Origin of the sequence: Paenibacillus sp. FSL R5-0923, from assembly GCF_038009145.1 — a bacterium.
In the GTDB taxonomy this organism is placed as follows: Bacteria; Bacillota; Bacilli; order Paenibacillales; family Paenibacillaceae; genus Paenibacillus_AQ.
The window spans coordinates 2749043-2772272 of record NZ_JBBPAT010000001.1 but is presented as its reverse complement, the minus strand read 5'-3'; the positions used below and the strand labels follow the sequence as shown (position 1 = coordinate 2772272).

19 protein-coding genes are annotated in these 23230 nt (G+C 42.8%); 2 read left to right on the top strand and 17 right to left on the bottom strand.

What is annotated here, in order from left to right; all coding sequences use genetic code 11:
- Window positions 1-44 precede the first annotated feature (44 nt).
- The 4 genes from MKX35_RS12255 to MKX35_RS12240 are packed head-to-tail and all read right to left on the bottom strand — an operon-like array spanning window position 45 to window position 4982.
- Window positions 45-1085 (bottom strand): NAD(P)/FAD-dependent oxidoreductase, encoded by a 1041-nt coding sequence (locus MKX35_RS12255; RefSeq protein WP_042190330.1) that lies wholly within the window; start codon window positions 1083-1085, stop codon window positions 45-47.
- Window positions 1086-1127: 42 nt separating this feature from the next.
- A complete protein-coding gene (locus MKX35_RS12250) occupies window positions 1128-2843 on the bottom strand; it encodes an ABC transporter ATP-binding protein (RefSeq protein ID WP_042190332.1) in 1716 nt (571 codons plus the stop codon).
- Between the two features lie 43 nt (window positions 2844-2886).
- Window positions 2887-3921: a FecCD family ABC transporter permease gene (locus MKX35_RS12245; protein WP_042194295.1), complete on the bottom strand. Its 1035-nt coding sequence runs from the start codon at window positions 3919-3921 to the stop codon at window positions 2887-2889.
- A 2-nt stretch (window positions 3922-3923) separates the two neighbouring features.
- Window positions 3924-4982, bottom strand: coding sequence for a FecCD family ABC transporter permease (locus MKX35_RS12240; RefSeq protein WP_042190334.1), 1059 nt, complete (start codon window positions 4980-4982; stop codon window positions 3924-3926).
- A 213-nt stretch (window positions 4983-5195) separates the two neighbouring features.
- Between MKX35_RS12240 and MKX35_RS12235 the strand changes: the two genes are divergently transcribed.
- A complete protein-coding gene (locus tag MKX35_RS12235; protein WP_076299544.1) occupies window positions 5196-6203 on the top strand; it encodes an ABC transporter substrate-binding protein in 1008 nt (335 codons plus the stop codon).
- Between the two features lie 91 nt (window positions 6204-6294).
- On the opposite strand, the gene MKX35_RS12230 is transcribed toward MKX35_RS12235, so the two are convergent.
- From MKX35_RS12230 to MKX35_RS12170, 13 genes are all read right to left on the bottom strand, one after another.
- Window positions 6295-6516 carry a hypothetical protein gene (locus tag MKX35_RS12230; protein WP_081382887.1) on the bottom strand — a complete coding sequence of 74 codons (222 nt, stop codon included), beginning with the start codon at window positions 6514-6516 and terminating at the stop codon, window positions 6295-6297.
- Between the two features lie 19 nt (window positions 6517-6535).
- A complete protein-coding gene (locus MKX35_RS12225) occupies window positions 6536-8539 on the bottom strand; it encodes an FtsX-like permease family protein (protein ID WP_076299543.1) in 2004 nt (667 codons plus the stop codon).
- The gene (locus MKX35_RS12220; protein WP_076299542.1) at window positions 8529-9296 is read right to left on the bottom strand and encodes an ABC transporter ATP-binding protein; all 768 of its coding nucleotides are present in this window, start codon (window positions 9294-9296) and stop codon (window positions 8529-8531) included. Before MKX35_RS12220 ends, MKX35_RS12225 begins: the two co-directional genes overlap by 11 nt.
- A gap of 136 nt (window positions 9297-9432) precedes the next feature.
- On the bottom strand, window positions 9433-10839 hold the full coding sequence (locus tag MKX35_RS12215) for an MFS transporter (protein WP_076299541.1): 1407 nt from the start codon (window positions 10837-10839) through the stop codon (window positions 9433-9435).
- Window positions 10840-11030: 191 nt separating this feature from the next.
- The gene (locus tag MKX35_RS12210) at window positions 11031-12035 is read right to left on the bottom strand and encodes an AraC family transcriptional regulator (protein ID WP_076299540.1); all 1005 of its coding nucleotides are present in this window, start codon (window positions 12033-12035) and stop codon (window positions 11031-11033) included.
- A gap of 192 nt (window positions 12036-12227) precedes the next feature.
- A complete protein-coding gene (gene cheB, locus MKX35_RS12205; RefSeq protein WP_076299539.1) occupies window positions 12228-13313 on the bottom strand; it encodes a chemotaxis-specific protein-glutamate methyltransferase CheB in 1086 nt (361 codons plus the stop codon).
- A gap of 41 nt (window positions 13314-13354) precedes the next feature.
- A complete protein-coding gene (locus MKX35_RS12200; protein WP_076284517.1) occupies window positions 13355-14953 on the bottom strand; it encodes a HAMP domain-containing methyl-accepting chemotaxis protein in 1599 nt (532 codons plus the stop codon).
- Between the two features lie 205 nt (window positions 14954-15158).
- Window positions 15159-15821, bottom strand: a complete 663-nt coding sequence (locus MKX35_RS12195; RefSeq protein ID WP_076284516.1) for a response regulator transcription factor — start codon at window positions 15819-15821, stop codon at window positions 15159-15161.
- Window positions 15822-15861: 40 nt separating this feature from the next.
- On the bottom strand, window positions 15862-18795 hold the full coding sequence (locus MKX35_RS12190) for a PAS domain S-box protein (protein ID WP_076284515.1): 2934 nt from the start codon (window positions 18793-18795) through the stop codon (window positions 15862-15864).
- Between the two features lie 96 nt (window positions 18796-18891).
- Window positions 18892-19647: an RNA polymerase sporulation sigma factor SigF gene (gene sigF, locus MKX35_RS12185; RefSeq protein ID WP_042129724.1), complete on the bottom strand. Its 756-nt coding sequence runs from the start codon at window positions 19645-19647 to the stop codon at window positions 18892-18894.
- 11 nt (window positions 19648-19658) lie between these two features.
- Entirely contained in the window at window positions 19659-20114 is a 456-nt protein-coding gene (gene spoIIAB, locus MKX35_RS12180; RefSeq protein ID WP_042129726.1) for an anti-sigma F factor, read from the bottom strand.
- Window positions 20111-20464, bottom strand: a complete 354-nt coding sequence (gene spoIIAA / locus MKX35_RS12175) for an anti-sigma F factor antagonist (RefSeq protein ID WP_042129729.1) — start codon at window positions 20462-20464, stop codon at window positions 20111-20113. Before spoIIAA ends, spoIIAB begins: the two co-directional genes overlap by 4 nt.
- A 175-nt stretch (window positions 20465-20639) precedes the next feature.
- Window positions 20640-21827 (bottom strand): D-alanyl-D-alanine carboxypeptidase family protein, encoded by a 1188-nt coding sequence (locus MKX35_RS12170; protein ID WP_042194299.1) that lies wholly within the window; start codon window positions 21825-21827, stop codon window positions 20640-20642.
- Between the two features lie 325 nt (window positions 21828-22152).
- On the opposite strand from MKX35_RS12170, the gene MKX35_RS12165 reads away from it, so the two are divergent.
- Window positions 22153-23166 (top strand): serine hydrolase domain-containing protein, encoded by a 1014-nt coding sequence (locus MKX35_RS12165; protein ID WP_076284514.1) that lies wholly within the window; start codon window positions 22153-22155, stop codon window positions 23164-23166.
- Window positions 23167-23230 lie beyond the last annotated feature (64 nt).

Sequence of the window (23230 nt, the reverse complement as noted above, 5' to 3'; positions counted from 1 at the left end):
GCTCAACATTAAAATCAAACCTATTCCTTAAGAATTTACCGCTATTAATGGTCGTCAACGACACCAAGCGCCTTATTCTTCTCTTTGAACCGCTCATTGTGAGAAGACACATAAGCAACTTTAGCCGCAGTTGGATCTATGAACAGCTTGGCACTATTAAGCGCCAGAACTGCATCCGTGAAAGCACCGGCAATTAAACGTACCTTACTTGTGTAATCCACAAAGTCACCAGCTGCAAATATGCCTGGGAGATTGGTCTCCAGCTTATCAGATACATTCGCACACCATTCGCCCATATCAAGGCCCCACTCTTTTAACGGACCAAAATCGCTCTTAAGACCATGGTTTACGATCACTGCATCCACTTCAAATTGCTCTGATTCACCTGTCTCTATGTGGTTGATCGTCACCTGATCTATCGTTTCCCCATTACTGCTGTGTAATTGGCTTACTGCATAGGGCACGCGGACATTGACCGAAGATTCCTTCATCCGCACAATATTTTTCTCATGACCCCCAAACTGTTCACGACGGTGAACAATCGTTACACTTGCTGCAATGGACTCCAGTTCATTTGCCCAATCTACTGCAGAGTCTCCTCCGCCGGAGATCAGCACTCTTTTGCCACGGAATGGCTCTAGCTCCTGAACGGTATAATGAAGATTCGTCACCTCATAGCGATCCGCACCTTCGATTTCGAGCTTAGCCATTTGTAGGATTCCGTAACCAATTGCCAGAATAACGGTTCGTGTCCAGTGTTGTTCCCCGGTAGACGAGGTTAAGATATATGTCCCGTCTTCTTGTCTCTCTTGATTCATAATTTGCTGTCCTAGCACAATTGTGGGTTCAAAGGTCTGCGCCTGCTCCTTGAGCTGCCCGATCAGCTGATGACAGAGAGTCGGCGTTACTCCGCCTACGTCCCAGATCATTTTTTCAGGATAAATAAGCATTCTTCCTCCGAGCTCATCCTTCGCTTCAATCAACTTCGTCTTGAGGTCTCTCATTCCACTATAAAAAGCTGTATACATCCCAGCAGGTCCGCCGCCAATAATCGTTACATCGTATAATTCCAGTTGATTGTTCATTATGTCCCTCCAAAAGTATATTCTATTGATGCCCTTAGCTTCTTACGCTCCAAATTGTGCCTCATGTAGTCGACTGTAAATTCCGGTAGTCTGTAACAGTTCTTCATGTCTGCCTTGTTCAGCGATACCACCTTCCGCAACAACAACAATACGGTCGGCATTCTTGATCGTTGCCAATCGATGAGCAATAACAAGCGTCGTACGACCTTGTGACAACTCCGCAAGTGCTTCCTGAATTGCGGACTCCGTCTCGGTATCCAACGCCGAAGTGGCTTCGTCTAGAATGAGAATCGTTGGATTCTTCAGGAACATCCGGGCAATGGATAGCCGCTGCTTCTGACCTCCAGAGAGCTTAACGCCCCGCTCCCCGATCATAGTATCCAGCCCAGCAGGCTGGGATTTGATCAGCTCTTCCAGTTGGGCGCGCCGTGCTGCCTCCCAGATTTCTTCATCGGAGGCACCCAACCGCCCGTAAGCGATATTCTCACGGATGGTTCCGTCAAACAGAAATACATCTTGCTGTACAATCCCGATGTGTGAACGAAGAGATTCAAGCTTCATGGAACGAATATCAATTCCATCAATGCTAATGTTACCCTCACTTACATCATAGAAGCGAGGTAGTAGACTACAAAGCGTTGTCTTACCCGCACCAGATGGACCGACCAGAGCAACGGTCTCTCCTGCTTGAATCGACAGATTCACATTTTGGAGTACGTTCTCTTTATCGCTGTAGGCGAAAGCCACATCATGGAAGGTTATATTCCCCTTAAGATCATGAACTGTCTTAGCATCAATCGCATCATCAACATCCGGCTCCGTCTCCAGCAGTTCGAGATAACGTTTAAAACCTGCAATGCCTTTGGGATAGGTCTCAATGACCGAGTTAATCTGTTGTAATGGTCCTAAAAATACATTGGACAACATCACAAAAGCAATAAATTCACCGTAGGTCATTTGCTTCTGGATTACAAAATATGTTCCGCATACGAGAACAAATAACGAGACCAGTTTCATGAGAACAAAGCTAAAGGATGAATTCCAAGCCATAATTCGATAGGTCATCAGCTTTGTTATACGGAAGCGTTCGTTATTGACCGCAAAACGGGAAATTTCATGATTCTCATTAGCAAAAGCTTGCACAACGCGGATCCCGCTTACATTGTTCTCCACACGTGCGTTATAGTCAGCAATGTCCGCGAACATAATGTGGAAGGCTTTAGACATTTTCCGGCTGAAGTACATGGATAAATAAATCATAAGCGGAACGATCACAAACGTCAGAATAGCTAATTGCCAATTGATACTGAGCATAATGCCGAACACACCGAGCAGCGTCATTACTGCTATAAAGAGATCCTCTGGACCGTGGTGGGCAATCTCACCGATGTCCATCAAATCATTTGTCATCCGGGATACTAGATGGCCGGTCTTGTTGTTGTCAAAGAAATTGAAAGATAACTTCTGAACTCGGTCAAAAAGCTTTTTTCTCATATCCGATTCGATATTAATCCCCAGCTTATGCCCCCAGTAAGTGACGACAAAATGCATAAAGGCACTGACAATATATATCCCCAGCAAGCCGAGGCATGAATAGAGTATCCATCTCCAATTGCCGCTTGGCAGCAGATCATCTACTACCCGGTTAACGGCTAACGGAAAGACCAGTTCAAGTAGTGCAGCAGCAATCGCACAAGAAAAATCAAGAATAAACAATCCCTTATAGGGCCTATAGTAAGCAAAAAAACGACGCAACATGTTAATAATTCGCTCCTTCTGGTGAGAGATCAGCCTACTTTCATCAAGATTTCGTACGGGCTAACAAATACAAAAAGTATGGTGCTCCAATTACAGCTACAACGATACCCGTAGGAATCTCAGATGGCTGGAGGATCCAGCGTCCAATGGTATCCGCTGTAATAACGAGTAGTGACCCAAGCAGTGCCGAAGTCGGAAGCATGAGTTGATGCTTCGGCCCAACTAACCGTCTCGCCAAATGGGGTCCGACCAATCCCACAAAACCAATTCCACCGCTGACAGCGACACTCGCCGCTGCTAATCCTACCGCAGCCGCAAGAAGCCGAAATTGTTCCTTCGTTACTGCGGCACCAAGTCCCACAGCGGTCTGCTCCCCTAGATTCAGTACGTTCATCACCCTTGCCTTATAGATGACATAAGGCACCAGAATAAGAATCCACGGTAGGAGTGAAAGTACAAACTTCCAGCTTGTTCCCCAAATGCTGCCTGCTAGCCAAGTAGCGACGAATTGGTATTTTTCTGGATCAAGCCTTAGCGTAAGCACGATCATAGCTGCACTCATCCCAGCTGCGACAGCTACACCAGTCAACAGTAGACGCATAGGCGATATTCCTTGGTGCCGTTTATAAGCTAGAGCATAGATTAAGGCAGCTGTAAGCCCCGCACCGACGAACGCTACCATTGGCAGCAGATACACTGGAGCCGCGGTTGCCGTAGGGTAAAAAGAGATCAACAGCATAACCATAATTCCTGCACCAGCATTAATCCCTAAGATACCAGGGTCCGCCAACGCATTACGAAAGACGCCCTGCATCACAGCACCGGATACAGCCAGACCTGCCCCAATTAGAACGGAAATCACAATACGTGGCAGCCGAAACTGAAACAAGATTAACTCCTGCTTGTCGGTTCCTTTACCGAACAATGTATTAATCAACTCCATAGGAGTCAAACGTATGTAACCTGTATTCATACTAATAATAAAAGCAATCACAATTAGTACAGCCAACGAAATCATGATAATTAAGCCCCGTTTGTTTTTGGCGGCTTCGAAGGAACCGAATGTCGTCTTTTCCATCATTACAGCTCCCTCCTTTCTTTACGTGCAAGATAAAGGAAGAATGGTACACCAATCAGTGCAATAATAGCGCCAAGTGGCGTTTCATTAGGTGGATTAATCATCCGCGCAGTTAAATCTGCAAATACAGCAAGTAGACTGCCGAGGATCGCTGAACAAGGAATAATCCATCTGTAATCGACACCCACAAAAAATCGTGTCAAATGCGGAATAATTAGTCCAATGAAACCAACTGCACCAACTACTGCAACCGATGATCCAGCCAAAATCAATACGATTAATGCACCTGCCAACTTCACAAGCCCTGTACGCTGACCTAGACCTTTCGCAACATCGTCACCTAAACTGAGCATCGTGATCGATCGAGAGATTACCATTGCACCAATTAAAGCGGCCCCTATCCAAGGGAACATGATTTTGAGTTGGATCCATTTCGTTCCAGCCACACCTCCCGCGTACCAGAAGGCTAAATCTTGACCGATGTGAAAATATAAAGCTACCCCTTCACTCAGCGCAGACAAAAGTGCACTAAAAGCAGCACCGGCCAGCACCAAACGAGCAGGAGTTAATCCTCCCTTAGCAAGTGATCCTATTCCGTATACGACACCCGCGCCTACGCCGGCACCCACGAAAGAATATAGAATCAAATACATAAACGATAAATTTGGAAAAAAAGCAAAACATAGTGCAAGCGCAAATCCTGCGCCTGAGTTGATACCCATCAGACCTGAATCAGCCAATGGATTTCGCGTCATCCCTTGCATAATGGCACCTGCAACTGCAAAGCTAGCCCCTATCATTGCTCCGCCAAGTACACGAGGTAATCTTAATTCTCTAATAATCTGATGATCCATGATCTCCGGATCAAAGTGAAACACAGCTGACCATACCACAGACAGCTTAATATCTGCTGCACCGAAGGAGACGGAAACAGCGATTCCTAATAATAATAGCGCCAGACCGCCGACCAAGATTAATGTTGCCGCCCAAGGACGTGAACGAAATTCTCGTTTAACTACTCCTTTATCGGCTCCTATCCTGGTAGTTATCTGTTGATTCATGAATGCCACCCTATTTCTGTGAAATTGATTCTCATTATCATTAGACTATTGTAAATTACATTTCCTAGGTTTGGCAATAGATAGATTTAATTGGTACCATTTAATTTATTGCATTGACAGAAATTCTAAGCTTTGATACAGTTCAAATTGATAATAATGATGATAATGATTCTCATTATTATCATTTGGTACATATACTTAGGGAGGTTTACCATGCTAAAAAGAAAGACCCTTTTCCCCATCCTGGCACTCGTAATGTTATTGTCTGTATTTTTGACGGCTTGCGGGGGAAACAACAAGGCTTCATCTAATACACCAACAGCGACAACTGAAGCAACAACAGCCCCGAGTGCAGAGGCAACAGCTGTTCCTGATGCTTCCGCTGCCGAAATGCGCAGCTATGAAACTACTAAAGGTACTGTTCAAATCCCAGTTAAACCTCAGCGGATCGTTACAGATTATTATGGTGGGGAATTACTCTCCGTTGGAGCTAACGTCATAGGCGTTGAACCTAGTACTTTTGATAACCCCTTCTTGAAAGACCTGCTCAAAAACACACAAGATGTTGGTGCTCCAGTCAATGCTGAGAAAGCACTAGAACTTGCACCTGATCTAATTGTAGTTATGTACGATGACAACTATGATGCTTTATCCAAAATCGCTCCAACCATTCATATTCCATACGGAACTGCTACGAACATCTATGAAACCGTAAAACTGTTTGGAGATATTGTAGGAGCACCTGATAAAGCTGAGCAATTCATTGCTGACTTTGAGAAAAAGGCTGCTGAAGGCCGCGAAAAGCTTAAAGGTGTCGTGAATGAAAATGATACATTCGGAATTTATGAGCTGACTGACAAAGGTGAGCTATGGACCTTCGGTAACAATGCGGGCCGTGGTGGACAAGCCCTCTATAATGCACTTAAGCTGAAAATGCCTACTAAGAACAGCAATGACAACCAAACACTGCAGCTATCCATGGAGCTGTTGCCAGAATATGCAGCGGATTACATGTTCCTAACTACTTATGATCCTGATAAAAAAGGTGATAAGCTGAAAGAGCTGAAGGAATCACCCGTTTGGAACGGACTTGCTGCTGCGAAGAACGACCATCTGTTCTACAACGATTTTGATACTTTTTATCGCTATGATCCTATTGCCATTACCGCACAAATCGATCTGTTCGTTGATATGATTCTTGAGCGCAACGGTAAGAAATAAGAATAGACACATAAAGAAACACCCCACTTATTAGGCATCGCCTAAAGTGGGGTGTTTTGGTTATACATAAGAAGTTTCTATTAAATTTATATCATCTAGTATATTCATTATACTCATCAGTGTTATTTAATTTTTTGTACATATACTCATCATTTTTAAGCTTATAGAGCTGCCCCATCCCCGCAAATACGAAAAACAGCACCAAAATTAATCCATACGCATAGGTGAATTCACCAAAATAAAAGCAAGTGACTATCGCAACAAGGATCAAGATCATTAATGCGACTGCAATTCTGGAAAAAATCTTTTTCAAATGGAATCCCCCCACGATTTTATTTGTTAATATTATCATAATTGGAATTAAATTTACATCTTGTATTATTCGTTGTGGGAACATCAAGCAGTCCGATATGAGCCAGCATATTGCGAGTGTATAATTTGGTGTATATACGATAAAAAAGGACTTGAAATAAAAGATACGCTCCGCCTACCAACAAACAAAACCACATCGGCTCCAGAGCTGTAGACATTTCAACTCTGGAAGAACTAACAACATAAAAAGAAGACAATGCAATACCTAATGCATACGGGAGAAAAAACAGCACTTTTAAAGGGCCGCCTATAATGCGAGCCACGTCCTTAGAAGTAATTCCAATCTTATTCAGCTTCCTGAATTTGATCCTCTCACGCTCTAAATCGGTCTGAATACTGAAATGCAGCACTATCCCGGAGGCGCCGAAAAATATTAAACCAACAAATGAAATTACGAAGATTCCAAATCGGCCAGACTCCTGTAACTGTAGATAGTCACTTATTCTAGACTTCGTAGAGAATACGAGGGCCTCTTGCCGCTCATTGCCATACCAGGACTCTGTATTGTCTTTGTTATATTTGGCTAAAGCGGCACTTAACTTAGCATCTATATCCGCAGTTTTTTTCCAATCCTTAAAATTCAGGAGCTGAAGGTTACCGATCGCTTTTTTATTTTCCGCTTTCAGCGCCATATAATCCTCTTCGTTAACAATGACATGAAGACCATTCATAAGATTCGGCACAGGGTTAAATAGCATTTTAAATATAAGTCCTTGTGAGTACAACGTATGATTCCCGGAAGAAAGCTTCATTTCGAAGGTGGGCATCTCTGGTCTTTGATTCTTCCATTCTTCTCCTCGAGCAACTAAGGCAAGATTAAAAAAGTGATCTTTCTCCACATGATAATCACTGCCTATTAATGTGTTGATGTTTTGATCCAAAAATACTTTGAAATTGAACAAATCAATGTATTCAAGCGTTTGGTGTGAAATCAGCGGTGTAGCACCATGATCCGTGATTTCGCTGAGTGTCTCAGAAGGAAGGCTATTTTTCCCGAATACTTCTGCATAGGCAATATCATATGGATTGTTTGCAACAGGAATATCCTCAGCATTCCAGGTCAAATAAAAAATAATACCGCTTAGAGAAATTGTTATGAAGACGAGGAAGGTGATAAGAGAAAGCACTATTTTGGAGCGACCAAGGGTATAGATCAAATTGGAACTAAACAGCAGGTGCTTGTGATAGGCTCTGCTTGATCGCGATATAAAAAGTTTCATCCAGTCCCCAAGTCCTGACAGCAGCAAATAGACACCCACCATACTTACTCCCAGATTGATTAACATCATACGGGCATCATCAGGACTGTAATGAGTAATCATATCATAAACGGAGATCCCCAGTAGTACGACTCCGATGATCCCTGTGATTTTACCATGAAGAAGGCTACGTTCTGCGGTTCTGGATTCTTTTAAAAGGCGTACAATGTTGTATCTCAGCGTTAATATTAATTGGATTCCAATCACAGCTATGTAAATAATCCCAAAGAATTTAATGGTATACAGATAACTTTCCAGTGTAAGTGAAAAAGAACTGCCCCCTATATTAACAAACAACGAGATGATGAAGAAGAAAAGACCGGAGAAGACCGACCCTGCACCTAAACCCGTGAGAATCGAAGCTAATGCGATCATGCTATTTTCTAACAAAATAATTTTACGGATATTGTGGCTCGTCATTCCAAGCACCATTAACAGCCCAAAGTCGCTTTTTCTAAATTTCAAAAAGGCCATTTGCGCATATACAATAAATAGAACAGCAAACACTCTCATAACCAAGAAAGGAGCATATAAATTACCAGACACCATTCCATTTACTTGATAGGGGTCATTAAAATCAGGGTTTTTATACAGGGAGTAAAAGGCGAAAAAGACCATAATCGTAAAGCTGCTGCATAGGAAAAATAACAAGTACCTTCTAAGGTTCGCCTTAAACATCTGAATAGCCATTCTCCTAAAGGTCATCTTCTCCCCCTCCAATGAAGGCCAGACTCTCCAGAATCCTATCAAAAAATGCTCTCCGTTCTTTATTGTCCCTAGTAATCTCTAATAGAGCCTTCCCATCCTTGATAAAGAGCACGCGATTACAATAGCTGGCCGCAAAAGGATCATGTGTGACCATCACAATTGTTGCTCCTTTCAGAGCATTCAGTTTGGCGAAGGTCTTCATCACTATACTTGAGGATTTGGAATCCAAATTCCCCGTCGGCTCATCCGCAAAGATCACCTCTGGATCATTAATAATCGCTCTGCTAATCGCCGCTCGTTGTTGCTGTCCTCCTGAAACCATATACGGATATTTATCCTTCACCTCGCCCAGATCAAAGAGCAATAACGTCTCATCTGTCTTGGTATTGATGTCGTCTCCCTCTTGGTCATCCAGAACCATGGGCACCATTATATTTTCCCGTAGGGTCAGGCTATCCAGTAGATTGTAATCTTGAAAAACGAACCCCATTCGCTGCCGGCGAAACAGTGCAAGCTCATTCTTAGACATCTCGCTTATACTAGTCTCTGCAATCCGGACTACCCCACTATATTCCGTGTCGATCCCGCTAAGGATGTTCAGCAGCGTCGTTTTACCACTCCCCGAAGGCCCCATAATCGCTACAAGCTCTCCGCTATCCACACTCAGGCTTATGCCGTTTAGCGCCCGAAACACATTCATTTTGCCCTTGCCTTTATATTCTTTTGAGAGATTCTCTACCTCTAGAATAGGCATGCTCGCACCGTCCCCTTCATTGATTGGCAGATTAACATTAAATGGAATTATGTTATTCCTGTAAATACTATAAAACTAAGTGAAGAGAACGGTTGTTAGATTCCTCACAGAACAAGAAAACTTGATTCCTCCTCTATCATTTCCGCTCTCGCAAGAAACAAAGACAAACAAAACCAGTAAAAGCAAGTCCTCCGATAGCTGCCAGTGAGAAGGAAAACGCCCTTACATAATCCGATAAATCTGCTTCCAAAAGAGAATGTTTCAACGAAGTGGAGAACAAAATACCGATTAGAGCCACCCCTAACGAGTTTGCTAAATACATAAATGTAGTGATCAGACCTGATCCTGTGCCCGTAATCCTTGCTGGTACCGAACTGAGCGTGACGTTAACTAGTGGTGTAGTAGCCATACCGAGACCGAAGCCATATATCAATAATATTAAAATATTTCGTGCGCCCAGCAGATGCGTCGCATCCACATTTAGCTCCCATATAAGCAATAAACTAGAGCATCCCATCATCAGTGCACCTATTTTAAGTACACTCATCCTCCATCTTCTGACCATTCGAGACGAGATCAGGGAAGTCAGAAAAAAACCTATGCCTATAGCCAAAAAAACCAAACTTGTATCTTGAACATTATAGTGCAAGCCAAATTGCATATAGTAGCTTAAAACAAAAAAGAAGGAGAACATGCCTAGATAAAGGACAAGCACGGTCGCCAGACCTACACTAAATGTTCTATGTCTGAAAATAGACAGATCGACTAATGGACAATCCCCCTGCTTTCCTTTCCGATTTTCAACCCAGATAAAAGTAAACAACATTAATAAAGCTATAATTAGACAGCCTGAGATCCACAAGGGCCACCCTTGTTTTTGTCCCTCAGATAACGGATAGATCAGCAGAAACAAACCGATCAGCAGTAGGAAGCTTCCCGTCCAATCAATACTGTTAGTCTGCTCGGCCCGTGTTTCAGGAACAATCGGCATTAACAGCAAGACGAGAAGTCCGAAAGGCACATTGAAAAAAAATACCGTCCGCCAACCGAGATCGAACGGATTCCAATTCACAATAGTGCCTCCGAGAATAAATCCGAAAGCGAATCCAATGCCAATCATTGCACCATAAATACCGAAAACAAGCCCCTTTTCCTTTGGCAGAAAGCTGACCTGAAGTGTAGACAAAACCTGAGGCTGGATAAGCGCAGCTGCCATACCTTGTACGATGCGAATAACAATCAGAAGTGTCGGATCTGAGGTCAAACCACCCAACACTGCCATAATCGTAAATCCACTCACTCCGATAATCAGCATTCGTTTTCTGCCGTATATATCCCCAAGCTTTCCACTAATGATCAACGCCACAGCTAATCCTAGCGAAAATCCGGTGACGATAAGCTGTGCTTCAGAGAAGCTCGCATTCAAGCGATTTTGCATTAATGAAAGGGCGACTTGAATCATATAAGTATTCAATGAAATGAGTAAAGTTGGAAGTAGAATAACCCATAGCGAATACCAACGTCGCGAATCAACTTCTTGCATTGTATGACCACCTCTTCATGAAATCTATGATAATGATTATCAATTAGAATAGTCTTTTTCTCTACCTGTTAAGGGAGGTTTACTCCTTGATAAGGGAGCAAACACAAAAAAACCTCAAACAGGCAGAATATAGTGTTCGATTCCGAACCCTATGTCCTACTGCATGAAGCCATCTGTAAGTACAAATCCTTCTAGATCCTATTTCGCTCCAAAGTCTGTTGTTCGATACGTTTTAAGTACTCGCTTGGATTGCAGCCGTAGTGCTTACGGAAGGTTGTCGTGAAATTGCTGACATTACTATATCCGACCGAAACGGCTGTTTTTCCTATATTCAAACCTTCTACCTCCATGTACCAAAGTGCCTTCTCCATCCGCTTTATACGAACAAGCTCGAAGATCGTCATGCCAAATAACTCACGGAAACCCTTTTTTAACTTGAATTCATTGATGCCTACCCGCTTGGCTAACTCACGTATGGACAGCGGTTGTTCGAAATGGATTTGCACCAACTCATGTACCCGCTTTAGATTTATAATATCATCAGGCCGGAACGTCATACTCCCGCTCATAGAGCCGTAACTATCGGACTCCCCAAATAAAGCGATAAATTCAAGCGCTTTGCTCTCCATATATAATCGTCTCAATGTTCCATGATAAGTACAATGGATCATTTCAAAGACACATTTTCGAATCGCCGCAGTGTCAGGATAACGGTCAATATTTCCACGATGATGTTTAAGCCAGGTCTCCATCTGTTGTTTCTCCGCTAGATCTCCGGCATAATACAGCAGTTCGCTAGGAGCTAGCCGTATTTCTAACAATTGATTGGAGACACCAGCTTTTTTCTCTTCATACACCTGAACATCCTCTAAAAAAAGAACATTGCCTGTTTGTTTCTCCGTGTGACTTTCCTTGCCGTTCCATTCGCAATAGATTTCTCCACTCACGTTATAGCTTAGTTCGAATAACGGACAAGCTTCCTGAATATAGAGCTTCATATCTTGTTCGTAAGTTATATCCGTATACATGATCTCCATACCTGGACGAATCCGCGTACGTGTAATGCTTCCCTGACCGATATGCGAGGGTATGGTAAGACGTTGTTCCCACTGGTTGTGCTCAACATGCCCTTCTATCCGCTCTGTAAATTGTTCAAAAAGATCATGAATCTCCAAATTCAATATTTTTAAAGCCATCGAAAGCCTCTCCTTCTTCGCCAATACAATTAAAGCCATTCACAACTCAAATGATAATCGTTATCATTTGGAAGTGTCAACATGGAATAAATCTATAGGAATTTTATCCCCACTTGGGATGAAACCCTAGGTTTACATAAAAAAGCGTTGGTGGATTTTCCTCCTACCAACGCCTATGGTAATGATTATTCATCAAATTTGTTCGTCCAACATCCCCGTAACCTCCATAATCTTCGAGGCTAACAAAAATGAAGGAACTTCATAATCCACGCACTTGAGCTCAACCGCCGCTTCAGGCATTTCATTTACAATCGAAGTCTCTTGCGACTCTACAAGGGTAGATTGGGCGCCAGCTTGTTTGGCAATCAGCATGCCTCTCGCGCCATCGTTTCCCCTTCCGGTCATTAAAATCAAATGCTGCTTCAAGATTTTCAGTCCAGAAATCGATTCGAACAATACATCAATGGATGGACGGTATCCGTTCACTGAAGCTTTCTTGTGAAGTTTGATTCTACATACTTGCCCTTGCTGAACTACGGTCATATGACAATTACCAGGTGCAATATATGCCGTTCCGCCATGTACCAATTGATCATCTTTCGCCTCAACCACCCGTACACTTGAGAATCGATTCAATCGTTCTGCTAATACTTTCGTATACTTGGGTGGCATATGCTGAACGATTAATAAAGGATATGGGAAGTTTGCCGGGAGCGAGCTAATTACGATTTCAAGCGCCTTCGGACCACCAACTCCACATCCTATGGCTACGATTTGATCGAATTCTTCCGTACATCCGTTCTTAGAATTGTCTTCTGCCTGTAGTCCTGTCATCACTTTCGAAACAGTAATATTGTTAAGGATAAGGGTTCTCAAAGGAATTTGAGCAGCTTGTTTAATTTTGAATATTAGCTCGTCTTTTATTTGGGATAAATCAGGTCCATGGATTTGAGTGGGCTTGGATATAAAATCTACAGCTCCGTTCTGTAGACCTGTGATAGTTGCTGTTATTCCATCCTTTGATCCCGAGCTTAGGATAAGGATAGGGGTTGGACGTTGCGACATAATACTAGAGAGCGCTACTAAACTATTCAATTCTGGCACTTCTATATCAATCGTCACGACATCAGGCCTGAGTTCTTGAACTATACTAACCGCTTCGGATGCATTTCGAGCTGCTCCAATGACCTCGATAATTGAATCCTCCGCAATAAGGTTCGAGATCTGTTTACGCATCATTACTGAAGTAGCTACAACGAGCACCTTTAACTTTTGCACTACTTCTCCTCTCCTATCAATGATGATCCCCATGACACTGTTTATTTAACTTTAAAAATAGATACGAGTGCATTTAGTTCCTCCGCAAGCTGCGCTAATGCATTAGCCGTTGTTGCCGTTTCACTACTGCTTGCCGCCATTTCTTCCGTTGCTGCCGATATGCTCTCGATCGAGTACAACACTTCTGATGACTGCGCGGCCTGTTCTTCACTGGCAGCAGCGATTTCTGTTACTTTATGAGCGGTATCGTTCACCATAGAGAGAATATGATCAAAGGCTTCCCCATTTTTTTGTGAAAAAGCTACGCCTTCGACTACAGCCTTCACGCTATGCTGCGTATTCTTCTGCATTTCTTTAATAATGTCCGTGACTTGCTTAGTAGCCTCACTGCTCCGCTCTGCTAGCTTTCTTACTTCATTCGCTACAACGGCAAAACCTCGGCCCTGTTCACCTGCACGAGCCGCTTCTATAGCTGCGTTAAGAGCCAGCAGATTTGTCTGTTTTGCAATATCATCAATGACCGCAATGATCTCGCCAATTTTATCTGAGCCTTCTTCTAGTCTAGACATTTGGTTGTTAAGTAACGTCATCCCTTGAATGGAGTCAGTAACCACCGCACCTCCATCCTGAGCAATACGCATCGTATGATCTGACAGCTCTGAGGCTTGCTCTGCACTCTGAGCTACTGAATTAATCGCTTCAGACAATTCTCGGAACAACTCATTCATCGTTTGCGCTGCAGTGGCTTGACTCATACTGCCGCTAGCTACTTCCTCAGTACTTGCTGATATTTGCTGTGCTGCCGCCGAGACACTTTCCGCAGAGGACAAAATCCCCCCCACAGTATGCCTTAAGTTCAGAACCATTTCATTCACAGAATTCGCAAGTTTTCCGATCTCATCCTTAGAATTTAGATTCGAAGTTTCGCTTAAGTCTCCATTGGCTACTTTACCTAGCAGGCGCATCACTTGATTAAGAGGCCGTGCTATAATTTGCGAGATTAGATAGCCAAAACCCACGCTGATTAAAAGTGCAATGATAGTAACACTAAAGGTAATCAACCGAGAGGATTGATATAATTCATTGGCGTTATCACTGGATTCCTGTGCCTGCTTCATATTGATATCAATTAAGCCTTGCAAGAAATCCGTCATCTCCGTAGTGGCCAGCTGTAAATCTCCTGTTAGCAAATAATTCGTATATTCTTCATTACTAATGATCTTCTTATCCAATTCAATTGCATGATCCACGCTGGTGGTATAGCGTTGCCAGATCTCAGGATAATCCTTCATTTTCTCTAATTCTTCTTCTCTCAATCTTGTCTTACTATATTTACTCATGATGTCTTCAATGCTTTGGACATTCTTATGTAATTTATCCCGATATTCTTTTTTCTTCACCTCGGTTTGGGCCATCGTATTTATATCCCGGATGTTTATTCTATTCGTTAAAAAAAGTTCATTCGCTTCACCGAGATAGGCAATCGGTGTTAAGCGATTTTTATACATATCCTCGATGGACTCATCCATCTTACTCAAATTACTTATTCCATAGAATCCTACAAAGCATAAAATGACTGATACCAACACAAATGCTGAGATTAGCTTCACTGCTGTTCTCAAATTATAAAACCATTTCATCCTTCTGCACCTCATTACGTTAGTCAATTTTTAGTAATTCTTAGGAACTATTTCATCATAAACGGTAAGAAGAATATGGTAACCGAAAATAAATAGCGTGATCACGCAAAATTATTGCGTACCTCCGCAATGACGCGCAAAACAAAAAAATCCCGCCTCACTATCTAGTGATCGGGATTTCAATCTATAGGGTTGTTACGTATTTTCACAATGAATTAGTAAAATCTGATTCCTTCAATATTCCGAGCCGTTTAGCTTTTATAGCCGCTTCAATTCTAGATTTCACATTTAGCTTTTGGAACAAATTCGTTAAACTATATTCTAGTGACCGCTGACTCATAAGCACAATCTCCGCTATTTCCTTATTACTTTTTCCTTTTGCGATTTCCGTCAGCATTTCATGTTCCCTTTTGCTAATCATGGAGGTTGCTTGTTCATCATTGATTTCTAATCCTTTAGGCGGTACTTTTCTTAACTGCTTGACTAAGGTCCGCGGCAGAATGACTTCCCCTCTTAATGCACATCGTACCGCTGTAATCAACTGCTCTCTATTGGTTGTTTTTGAGATAAACCCAAAGATCCCCGATTCTATCATCAGGTTAAATTTGTTAGTAAATTCATATCCGGTGTAGATTAGGATAATCGCATCCGCGTTCATTGTTAATACTTGCTTCGCCAAATCAATCCCATTCACATCCGCGATATGAAGATCAAATAACATTACGTCAAAGGAATGACTACTCACCATTTCAAGCACTTCATCCGCTGAATTAGCTAGAGTAACCTTCATGTCTCCCTCTTGCTCTAATATCATTTTAGTCCCTTCCATCACAGATGGATGATCATCCACTAACAATATTTGAATCATGCCTATGACTACCCCTCTATCCAATTGTTATGCCGCATGATTAATCTGCAGGTATAGATATATTGACCGCTAATCCCTTTTTATCTGGCGATCGGAATACTATTGACCCATCCATACTTCGAACCCTTTCCTTCATCCCATAAATTCCCATACTTGTAAGTGAATCCTCGCCAAATAAATTCATTCCGATTCCGTTATCTTTATAATCCAAATGAATATGATTGTCTTCACTAGCTAAGGTGATGTGGACTTCTGTCGCAAAAGAGTGCTTTGCTGCATTAGCTAAAAGCTCTTGCACAATACGGTACAGACCTATAAGCACTTCATCATCTAACTTATGCGTGAATCCTTCAGACTCGAAATAAATCTGATAGTTGGTACGTAGCTGCGTAAATTCAAACAACGTCTCCAGCGAGGAGATAAGACCTTCATTGATTAATGCAGGAGGTCGGAGCTCGTTACAAATAATCCGCAGTTGATAAATAACATCAAGTAAACCTTCTGAGATCTGTTCTAGTTGTTCTCTAAGTTCCCCATTAATGGACCTTTCACCTAAGAGAAAATCCAGCTTACGATACCAGATAATCTGTTCTTGGAGCGCTGAGTCATGTAAATCCTGAGCAAGCCGTTTTCGCTCATTCTCTGATAAATTAAACATAAAGCGAAGAAGCCATGTAGGGGCCACTTGCTTAGAAGCCGCTAGCTCAAGATCCTTCGTTAAATCTTCGATAAGCAAAAAATGATCAAAGAGAACACTGACATAACGGGTAATCGTCTCCAGCCACACACGAATAGAACTGATTTCTAGTAAAAGCGTCTTCTCGTTAATCGATAGCAAGTAGCTCTTTCCTCGGGACTCCCCGATCTTGAGTGAATACCCTTGCTCCGTCTCGATAATTTCACATAATTTATCATGGTTAGATTCAACTGCGATAAATTTCATATTTGTTATCTGCAGAGTTTCTCTGACTTCTCTAAGTAACCGCTGTTCCATATGACTAATCTTCATCACACCAAAAAGATCTTGAGAGAACTGATCGAGACTCGTTTGCAGGCGAAAATACCGTTCCTCACTCTCTCGAATAATCTGCTCTGTATGTTGTCTATCCACATCTGCTTTTTTCCGATCACTTATATCCCTAAATATAGAGATACATGCGACTTTTCCTTTGTACAAAATGGAGCTAGCTGTTACCTCTACATCGATAATCGTCCCATCTGAACGTACGACCTTTTGTTCAATAGGAACTAAGATCTTATAGGGTTCTTTATAGATCTCACGCATGCGTTCTTTCGCCAGCGGCAGATACTCCGGATGCGCCCAATTGAAAATATTTTTACCGATCAATTGACTCTCATCGCTAACTCCAAATAATCCAAGACAAGAGAAATTTACATAAACAAACTTATAATCGCTATGCAGAACGACCGCTTCAGGTGACATCTTGATCAGCTGCTGATTGAATTCCTCGCTTTCCCTTAATTCTTGTTCCATTTGGACTCTCTTGGTAATGTCTCTTGCTACAATTACGATACTCATTACTTCTCCATCCTCACCTAGAACGGGAGTAGCAAGACATTCTAAATTTAAGATATAACCTTTTGTGTGAATAAAACGATTGTAAAACATCTTACTTGCTTTTGTCCGAAAAATATTTGTTATTTGTTCACGCAAGCTTTCTTGCTCATCTGGATCGATATACTCTAAGATGGTAGTGTCCTTGATTAAACCTACAGGAATACCGATTAGGGTCTCACAGGAGGGGGAGGCTACAATGAAATTTCCTTTCTGATCCAGAACCCCCATCATATCCTTCATGTTATTGATAATTAGTCTGTACTCTGCTTCTCGCTGTGCCAGCTTTTGTTCTACTTCTACTGTTGATGTTATATCTTTAGCGACAACAAAAGCACCCACAATACGACTATTCACATAAATTGGGATGTTTTTCATAGTCCAGTGGCTCACTGATCCATCCTTACGCGAAGAGGCCACAACATAATGCTGAGCAGATCCCCGTACTGTTCTTCCGAAATAATCCGACATTCTCGTTATATTTTCTACTCCAAATAGATTCATGATGGACAAGTTCTCTCCTACCATACTTAAAGCTTCTCCAGTAATTTGCTGTGCCGCAGAATTGATTGCCAAAATATTACCTTGCAGATTCACCTCACATACGACGTCTGAGTTATAGTCAAATAAGGATTTATAGCGCTGTTCACTTTTGAGTAAAGCCTCCTTCATTAACTTTCTTTCAGTGATATCTGCCAAGATCCCGTCTAGCCGAACTACCGCTTGGGATTCATCTAGACTGGGTATGATTCTGACCTGTAGCCATCGAGGCTCACCACTTGCGTGGATAATTCGATATTCACTAAGTTGTGGAATCCCTTGACCAACTGATGATATGATCTCTTGAATCAAGGGATTTTCTTCCTTATAAGCAATACGAAGCCAAAAATCATCCTCTTTCGCCTGCTCAACGGAATAACCGGTGATATTGAGTATGGCATCCGATATAAATAACACTTTCTTAGATACGTAATCGTAAGACCAAACCGCCACATCTAGATTAGAGAACATCTGTTGATACAAAGAAAATGTGCTCTCTAATTGAATCTGTGCCGTTTTTTGTTCAGTAATGTCCAGCATAATTCCATCTATTCGGCAGACCTTGTTCTCCTTATTTAGGATAGGCGTGCCGATATTTTGAACCCACTTCAGTCCTTCAGTAGGTAGTTGCATCCGATACTCAAGACTACTGATATGACCAGCATTTAATCTTTCCATGTAAGCATCATATCGATCAAGATCCGCTACATTCACAAGTTCCCGCAAAAAATTAGGGTTGTGCGGTTTGGTCCTACTTGTGCAACTAACCCATTCCTCTAAAACATTCGACATCGTCAGCAGATTTTCTTCCATATCTAAAGACCATGTGATCACATTCTCGTCACCGAGTGAATGCATATTGAGATCACCTCCACATAAAAAGCCCCCCCTTTTCGGGGCGGCTTTTGTTCTAATTCGCTATTTTACAAGCGTCATTACATGAATAACTTTATCCTACTGAGCAATCTGCTCACGGATATTCTGCAATATTTTCTTCTCCAGCCGGGATACCTGCACTTGAGAGATCCCTAGACGACTGGCGACCTCCGACTGCGTTTGATCACGATAGTAGCGTAGATAGACAATCAGACGTTCACGTTCACTGAGGCCTCCGATAGCTTCATTTAATGCCAGCTTATCGAACCAACGCTCCTGTGATTCGTCAGCGATTTGATCAATCAGCGTGATCGGATCTCCATCATTCTCAAACACCGTCTCATGGATAGAGGTCGGTGGTTTATTGGCTTCTTGAGCGAACACCACTTCTTCGGGTGTAACCCCTAGCGCTTCCGCAACTTCACCAATCGTAGGCAGACGATCAAGCGTTTTAGACATTTCGTCCTTCATCTTACGAACTTTATTAGCCATTTCCTTAAGGGAACGACTGACCTTCAAGGTGCCATCGTCACGAAGGAAACGCTGAATCTCACCGATAATCATCGGCACCGCATAAGTGGAGAACTTGACCTCATAGCTGAGGTCAAATTTATCAACGGACTTCAGGAGTCCAATGCAACCGATCTGGAACAAATCGTCAGGCTCATAACCGCGGTTCATAAACCGCTGTACTACCGACCAGACCAGTCGGATATTACAGCTTACAAGCGTGTCGCGGGCAAGACTATCTCCGGCCTGACTGAGCGCGATAAGACGTTTGACCTCCGCATCGTCCAAATAGGTCGGCGGAGCTTTTTTTGACTCTGCATCCATGGCTCCAACCCCTAATTGTATAAAGCTTTTTTCGAGACGATGGTTTTCTTCATTGAGATAGAAGTACCGTGTCCCGGTTCACTAGTGACTTCAAATTCATCCATGAAATTCTCCATAATGGTAAAGCCCATGCCCGACCGCTCCAGCTCTGGCTTAGAGGTATACAGCGGCTGTTGCGCCAGCTCCAAATCCTCAATGCCCCGTCCTTGATCCTCAATGGTTAGATGTACCGTTTCGTTGTCCAGCGATGCCGAAATAGTCACAATACCTTCCGGATCACTATCATACCCATGAATAATACAGTTGGTGACCGCTTCCGACACGACTGTCTTCAGATCATTCAGCTCGTCCATCGTAGGATCAAGCCGGGAAACGAACGCCGCTACGACTACACGTGCGAACGATTCGTTCTCCGAGCGTGCAGCGAACTGCACGTTCATGAAGTTACCAGCCTTACTATTTGTCATAACGCAACCTCCAAATCCGAGAGTGCAGTACTCTCGTCGTCATATAGGGGCATGATTTTGAACAGGCCTGACATTTCCAGCAGCCGCTTCACAGGTGCCGTTGCATCACACACAACCATTTTTCCACCTTTACTGTGGATCAGTTTATACCTTCCCAGAATCACGCCTAGGCCTGAACTGTCCATAAACTGCAGATGCTTAAGACTAAGAACCAAATGCGATACCTGACCACGCATAATCGCTTCATCCATATCCATTCTTACAAAATCGGCTGCGTGATGATCCAACTCCCCTGATAAACGGACAATCAACACACCCCTGTGATGCTCCATCTCCACATGAGAATTCATGCTTGCCACTCTCCTCTTCGTTGCTTTGAAAACTGACCTTGAAAGACAGTACCTATTCCCTTCAAGGACAAGGTTTTCTACGCGGCAAATCAGGAATCCTGCCTCACGACAAAACTAGAAGAAAACCCCTATGAATCTACAGAGTACATGGGGGTAATCTACAAAAAAACTGTTTTTAATCTACGCCGAACATCGAGCCTGTTGTGCGCTTAAAGAGCTTCCACCAGCCTGCTTTCGGCACAGCTTCCCCTGCTTTTAATTCATATTCCTTAATCACTTGGGTTCCTTGGTAGACCACTAGCTTGCCCACAGATTGACCTTCAGCTACTGGAGCCTTCACGCTTTCCGGCAATACTAGTTCGTGGCGAATGCCTTCTTGAGTCACACCTTTTTTCAAAAGAACACTGTACGTCTCTTTGGCCGTTATCGGCAGCTCGGATTTTACGCCCTTTTCAATCTTTAGGGTGCCGATGGCATCCCCTTCTTTGTGGATCGTGTGTACTTTATATTGCGAGAACAGGTAATCGAACATGCCTGACACTTCACTATTGCGCGTCTTTGTGTTCGGCTCGCCTAGCACAACAGCGACAGCACGTAGGCCATCTCTTGCTGCTGTAGCGGACAGACAGAATTTTGCCTCAGCAGTATAACCAGTCTTCAAACCATCAGCACCAGTGTAGAAACGCACTAGCTTGTTCGTGTTCACCAACCAGAACGGTTTGGTTGAATCCTTACGTAAGTAATCCTGATAGGAACCGGTATATTTGATAATTTGATCATGCTTCAAAAGCTCACGACTGATGACCGCAATATCGTAAGCTGAGGAATAGTGATTGGCGGCTGGAAGACCGTTGCAGTTGGCAAAATGGGTATCTTTTAGACCCAGTTCCTCTGCACGTTTATTCATCAGATCGACAAAAGCACTCTCTGAACCAGCTATTTTCTCCGCCATCGCCACAGAAGCATCATTACCAGAAGCCATAGCGATACCTTTAAGCATATCGTCTACCGACATTTCTTCACCAGGCTCCAGAAAAATCTGCGATCCGCCCATAGAAGCCGCATATTCACTTGTTCGCACCTTATCAGTCAGCTGCAGCCTTCCTTCATCCAGCGCTTCCACCGTTAGTAACATCGTCATAATCTTCGTAATACTTGCGGGAGGCAGCTTATCATGGCTGTTCTTCTCATAAATAACAGTTCCGGTACCAGCGTCCATCAAAATAGCAGAACGTGCTCCCGGTGCGAGGTCTACAGCGGCAGCATTACTGCCAGAGTCCTTGGTTTTTTCTTCTGCATAAGCGCCTGACATAGGTCCTAGAACCGATACAGCGATACAGAGCACAAGCACAGCAAAACGCATTTTTCTCACAATGGTTCCCCTCCTGAACGTTAACCTTCATATCACAGGTACTGTGTTCCAGTTTCGTCAGAAAGGGTGAAAATTATTCCATTTTTAAGGAAATAACCACAATTATTTATCTCAAGAAGTAAGGATGTCATCAATTAAAAAAAGCCCAGCAGCAGTTGCAGAGCATTTTTATTATAGGGGAGATTAAAAAATATTTCAAATTTAAAGTATTTCCATTTTTTTAGCTCTCATTTTAGGACTTTTAAAGGTAAATCGTAGACTTTCAACGAATGCTAACTAAGAACCTATACTGTCTTACAGAGGAGTGAATATACGAATGAACCCACTAGAAACTTATATTGAGACAGAAGCAAAACAGAACGATTTCTCAGGCGTAGTACTAGCAAAACAATATGATAAAGAAATCGCCAGCAGCTGTCACGGTTATGCCAATAAGTCGGATAAGCGCGAAAACAATATTCATACTCGGTTCGGGATCGCTTCCGGGTGTAAAATATTCACAGCAATTGCCGTCTGTCAACTGGTCGAAAGAGGATTGATTTCTTTCGAAAGCAGATTATCAGACTATCTGAAGAAGGTAGAGTTCCCTCTCTTTAGTTCTGAAATTACCATACATCAGTTGCTTACGCATAGCTCTGGGATTCCAGATTATTTTGATGAAACAATCATGGATGACTTCGAAGAACTGTGGAAGACACAACCTATGTACACTTTACGGCAACTGGAAGATTTTGTACCGATGTTTAGAAACCTCCCCATGATGTGGACCCCTGGTGAACGTTTCCACTACAACAATGCCGGATATATCGTGCTAGGTCTTCTGGTGGAGGAATTGAGTGGAATGTCCTTTTCCGATTATGTGGAGCTTCACATCTTTAAGCCTTGCGGAATGGAGCAATCCGGTTACTTTACGTTAGATGCCTTACCAGCCAACTGTGCACTAGGATACATAGAAGAAGAGAACGGTAGCTGGAGAAGCAACATCTATTCAATCCCGGTAAAAGGAGGCGCTGACGGCGGAGCTTTCGTAACCGCTCCCGACATGCAGTTATTCTGGAACGGGCTAATGAACCATACCCTTTTAAGTCCAGTACTCACTTCATTGTTGCTTACTCCCCACATACATGTGGATGGTGAAGGCTATTATGGTTATGGTGTATGGATCACCCTCCGAGAAGAAAAAGTGTTCAAGTTTCACATTATGGGATACGATCCCGGTATTTCCTTCCGATCGGCTATCTATCCGGCTAGTGGAGAGACTGTGGTCGTATTATGTAATACAAGCAGCGGGGCTTCTCAGATTTTCAATCTTATCGATAAGCATTTGTAGCTGCTCCATCAAAAACGCAAAACAGCGAGCCTCCTAATACGGGAGGCTCGCTATTGTACTGTCT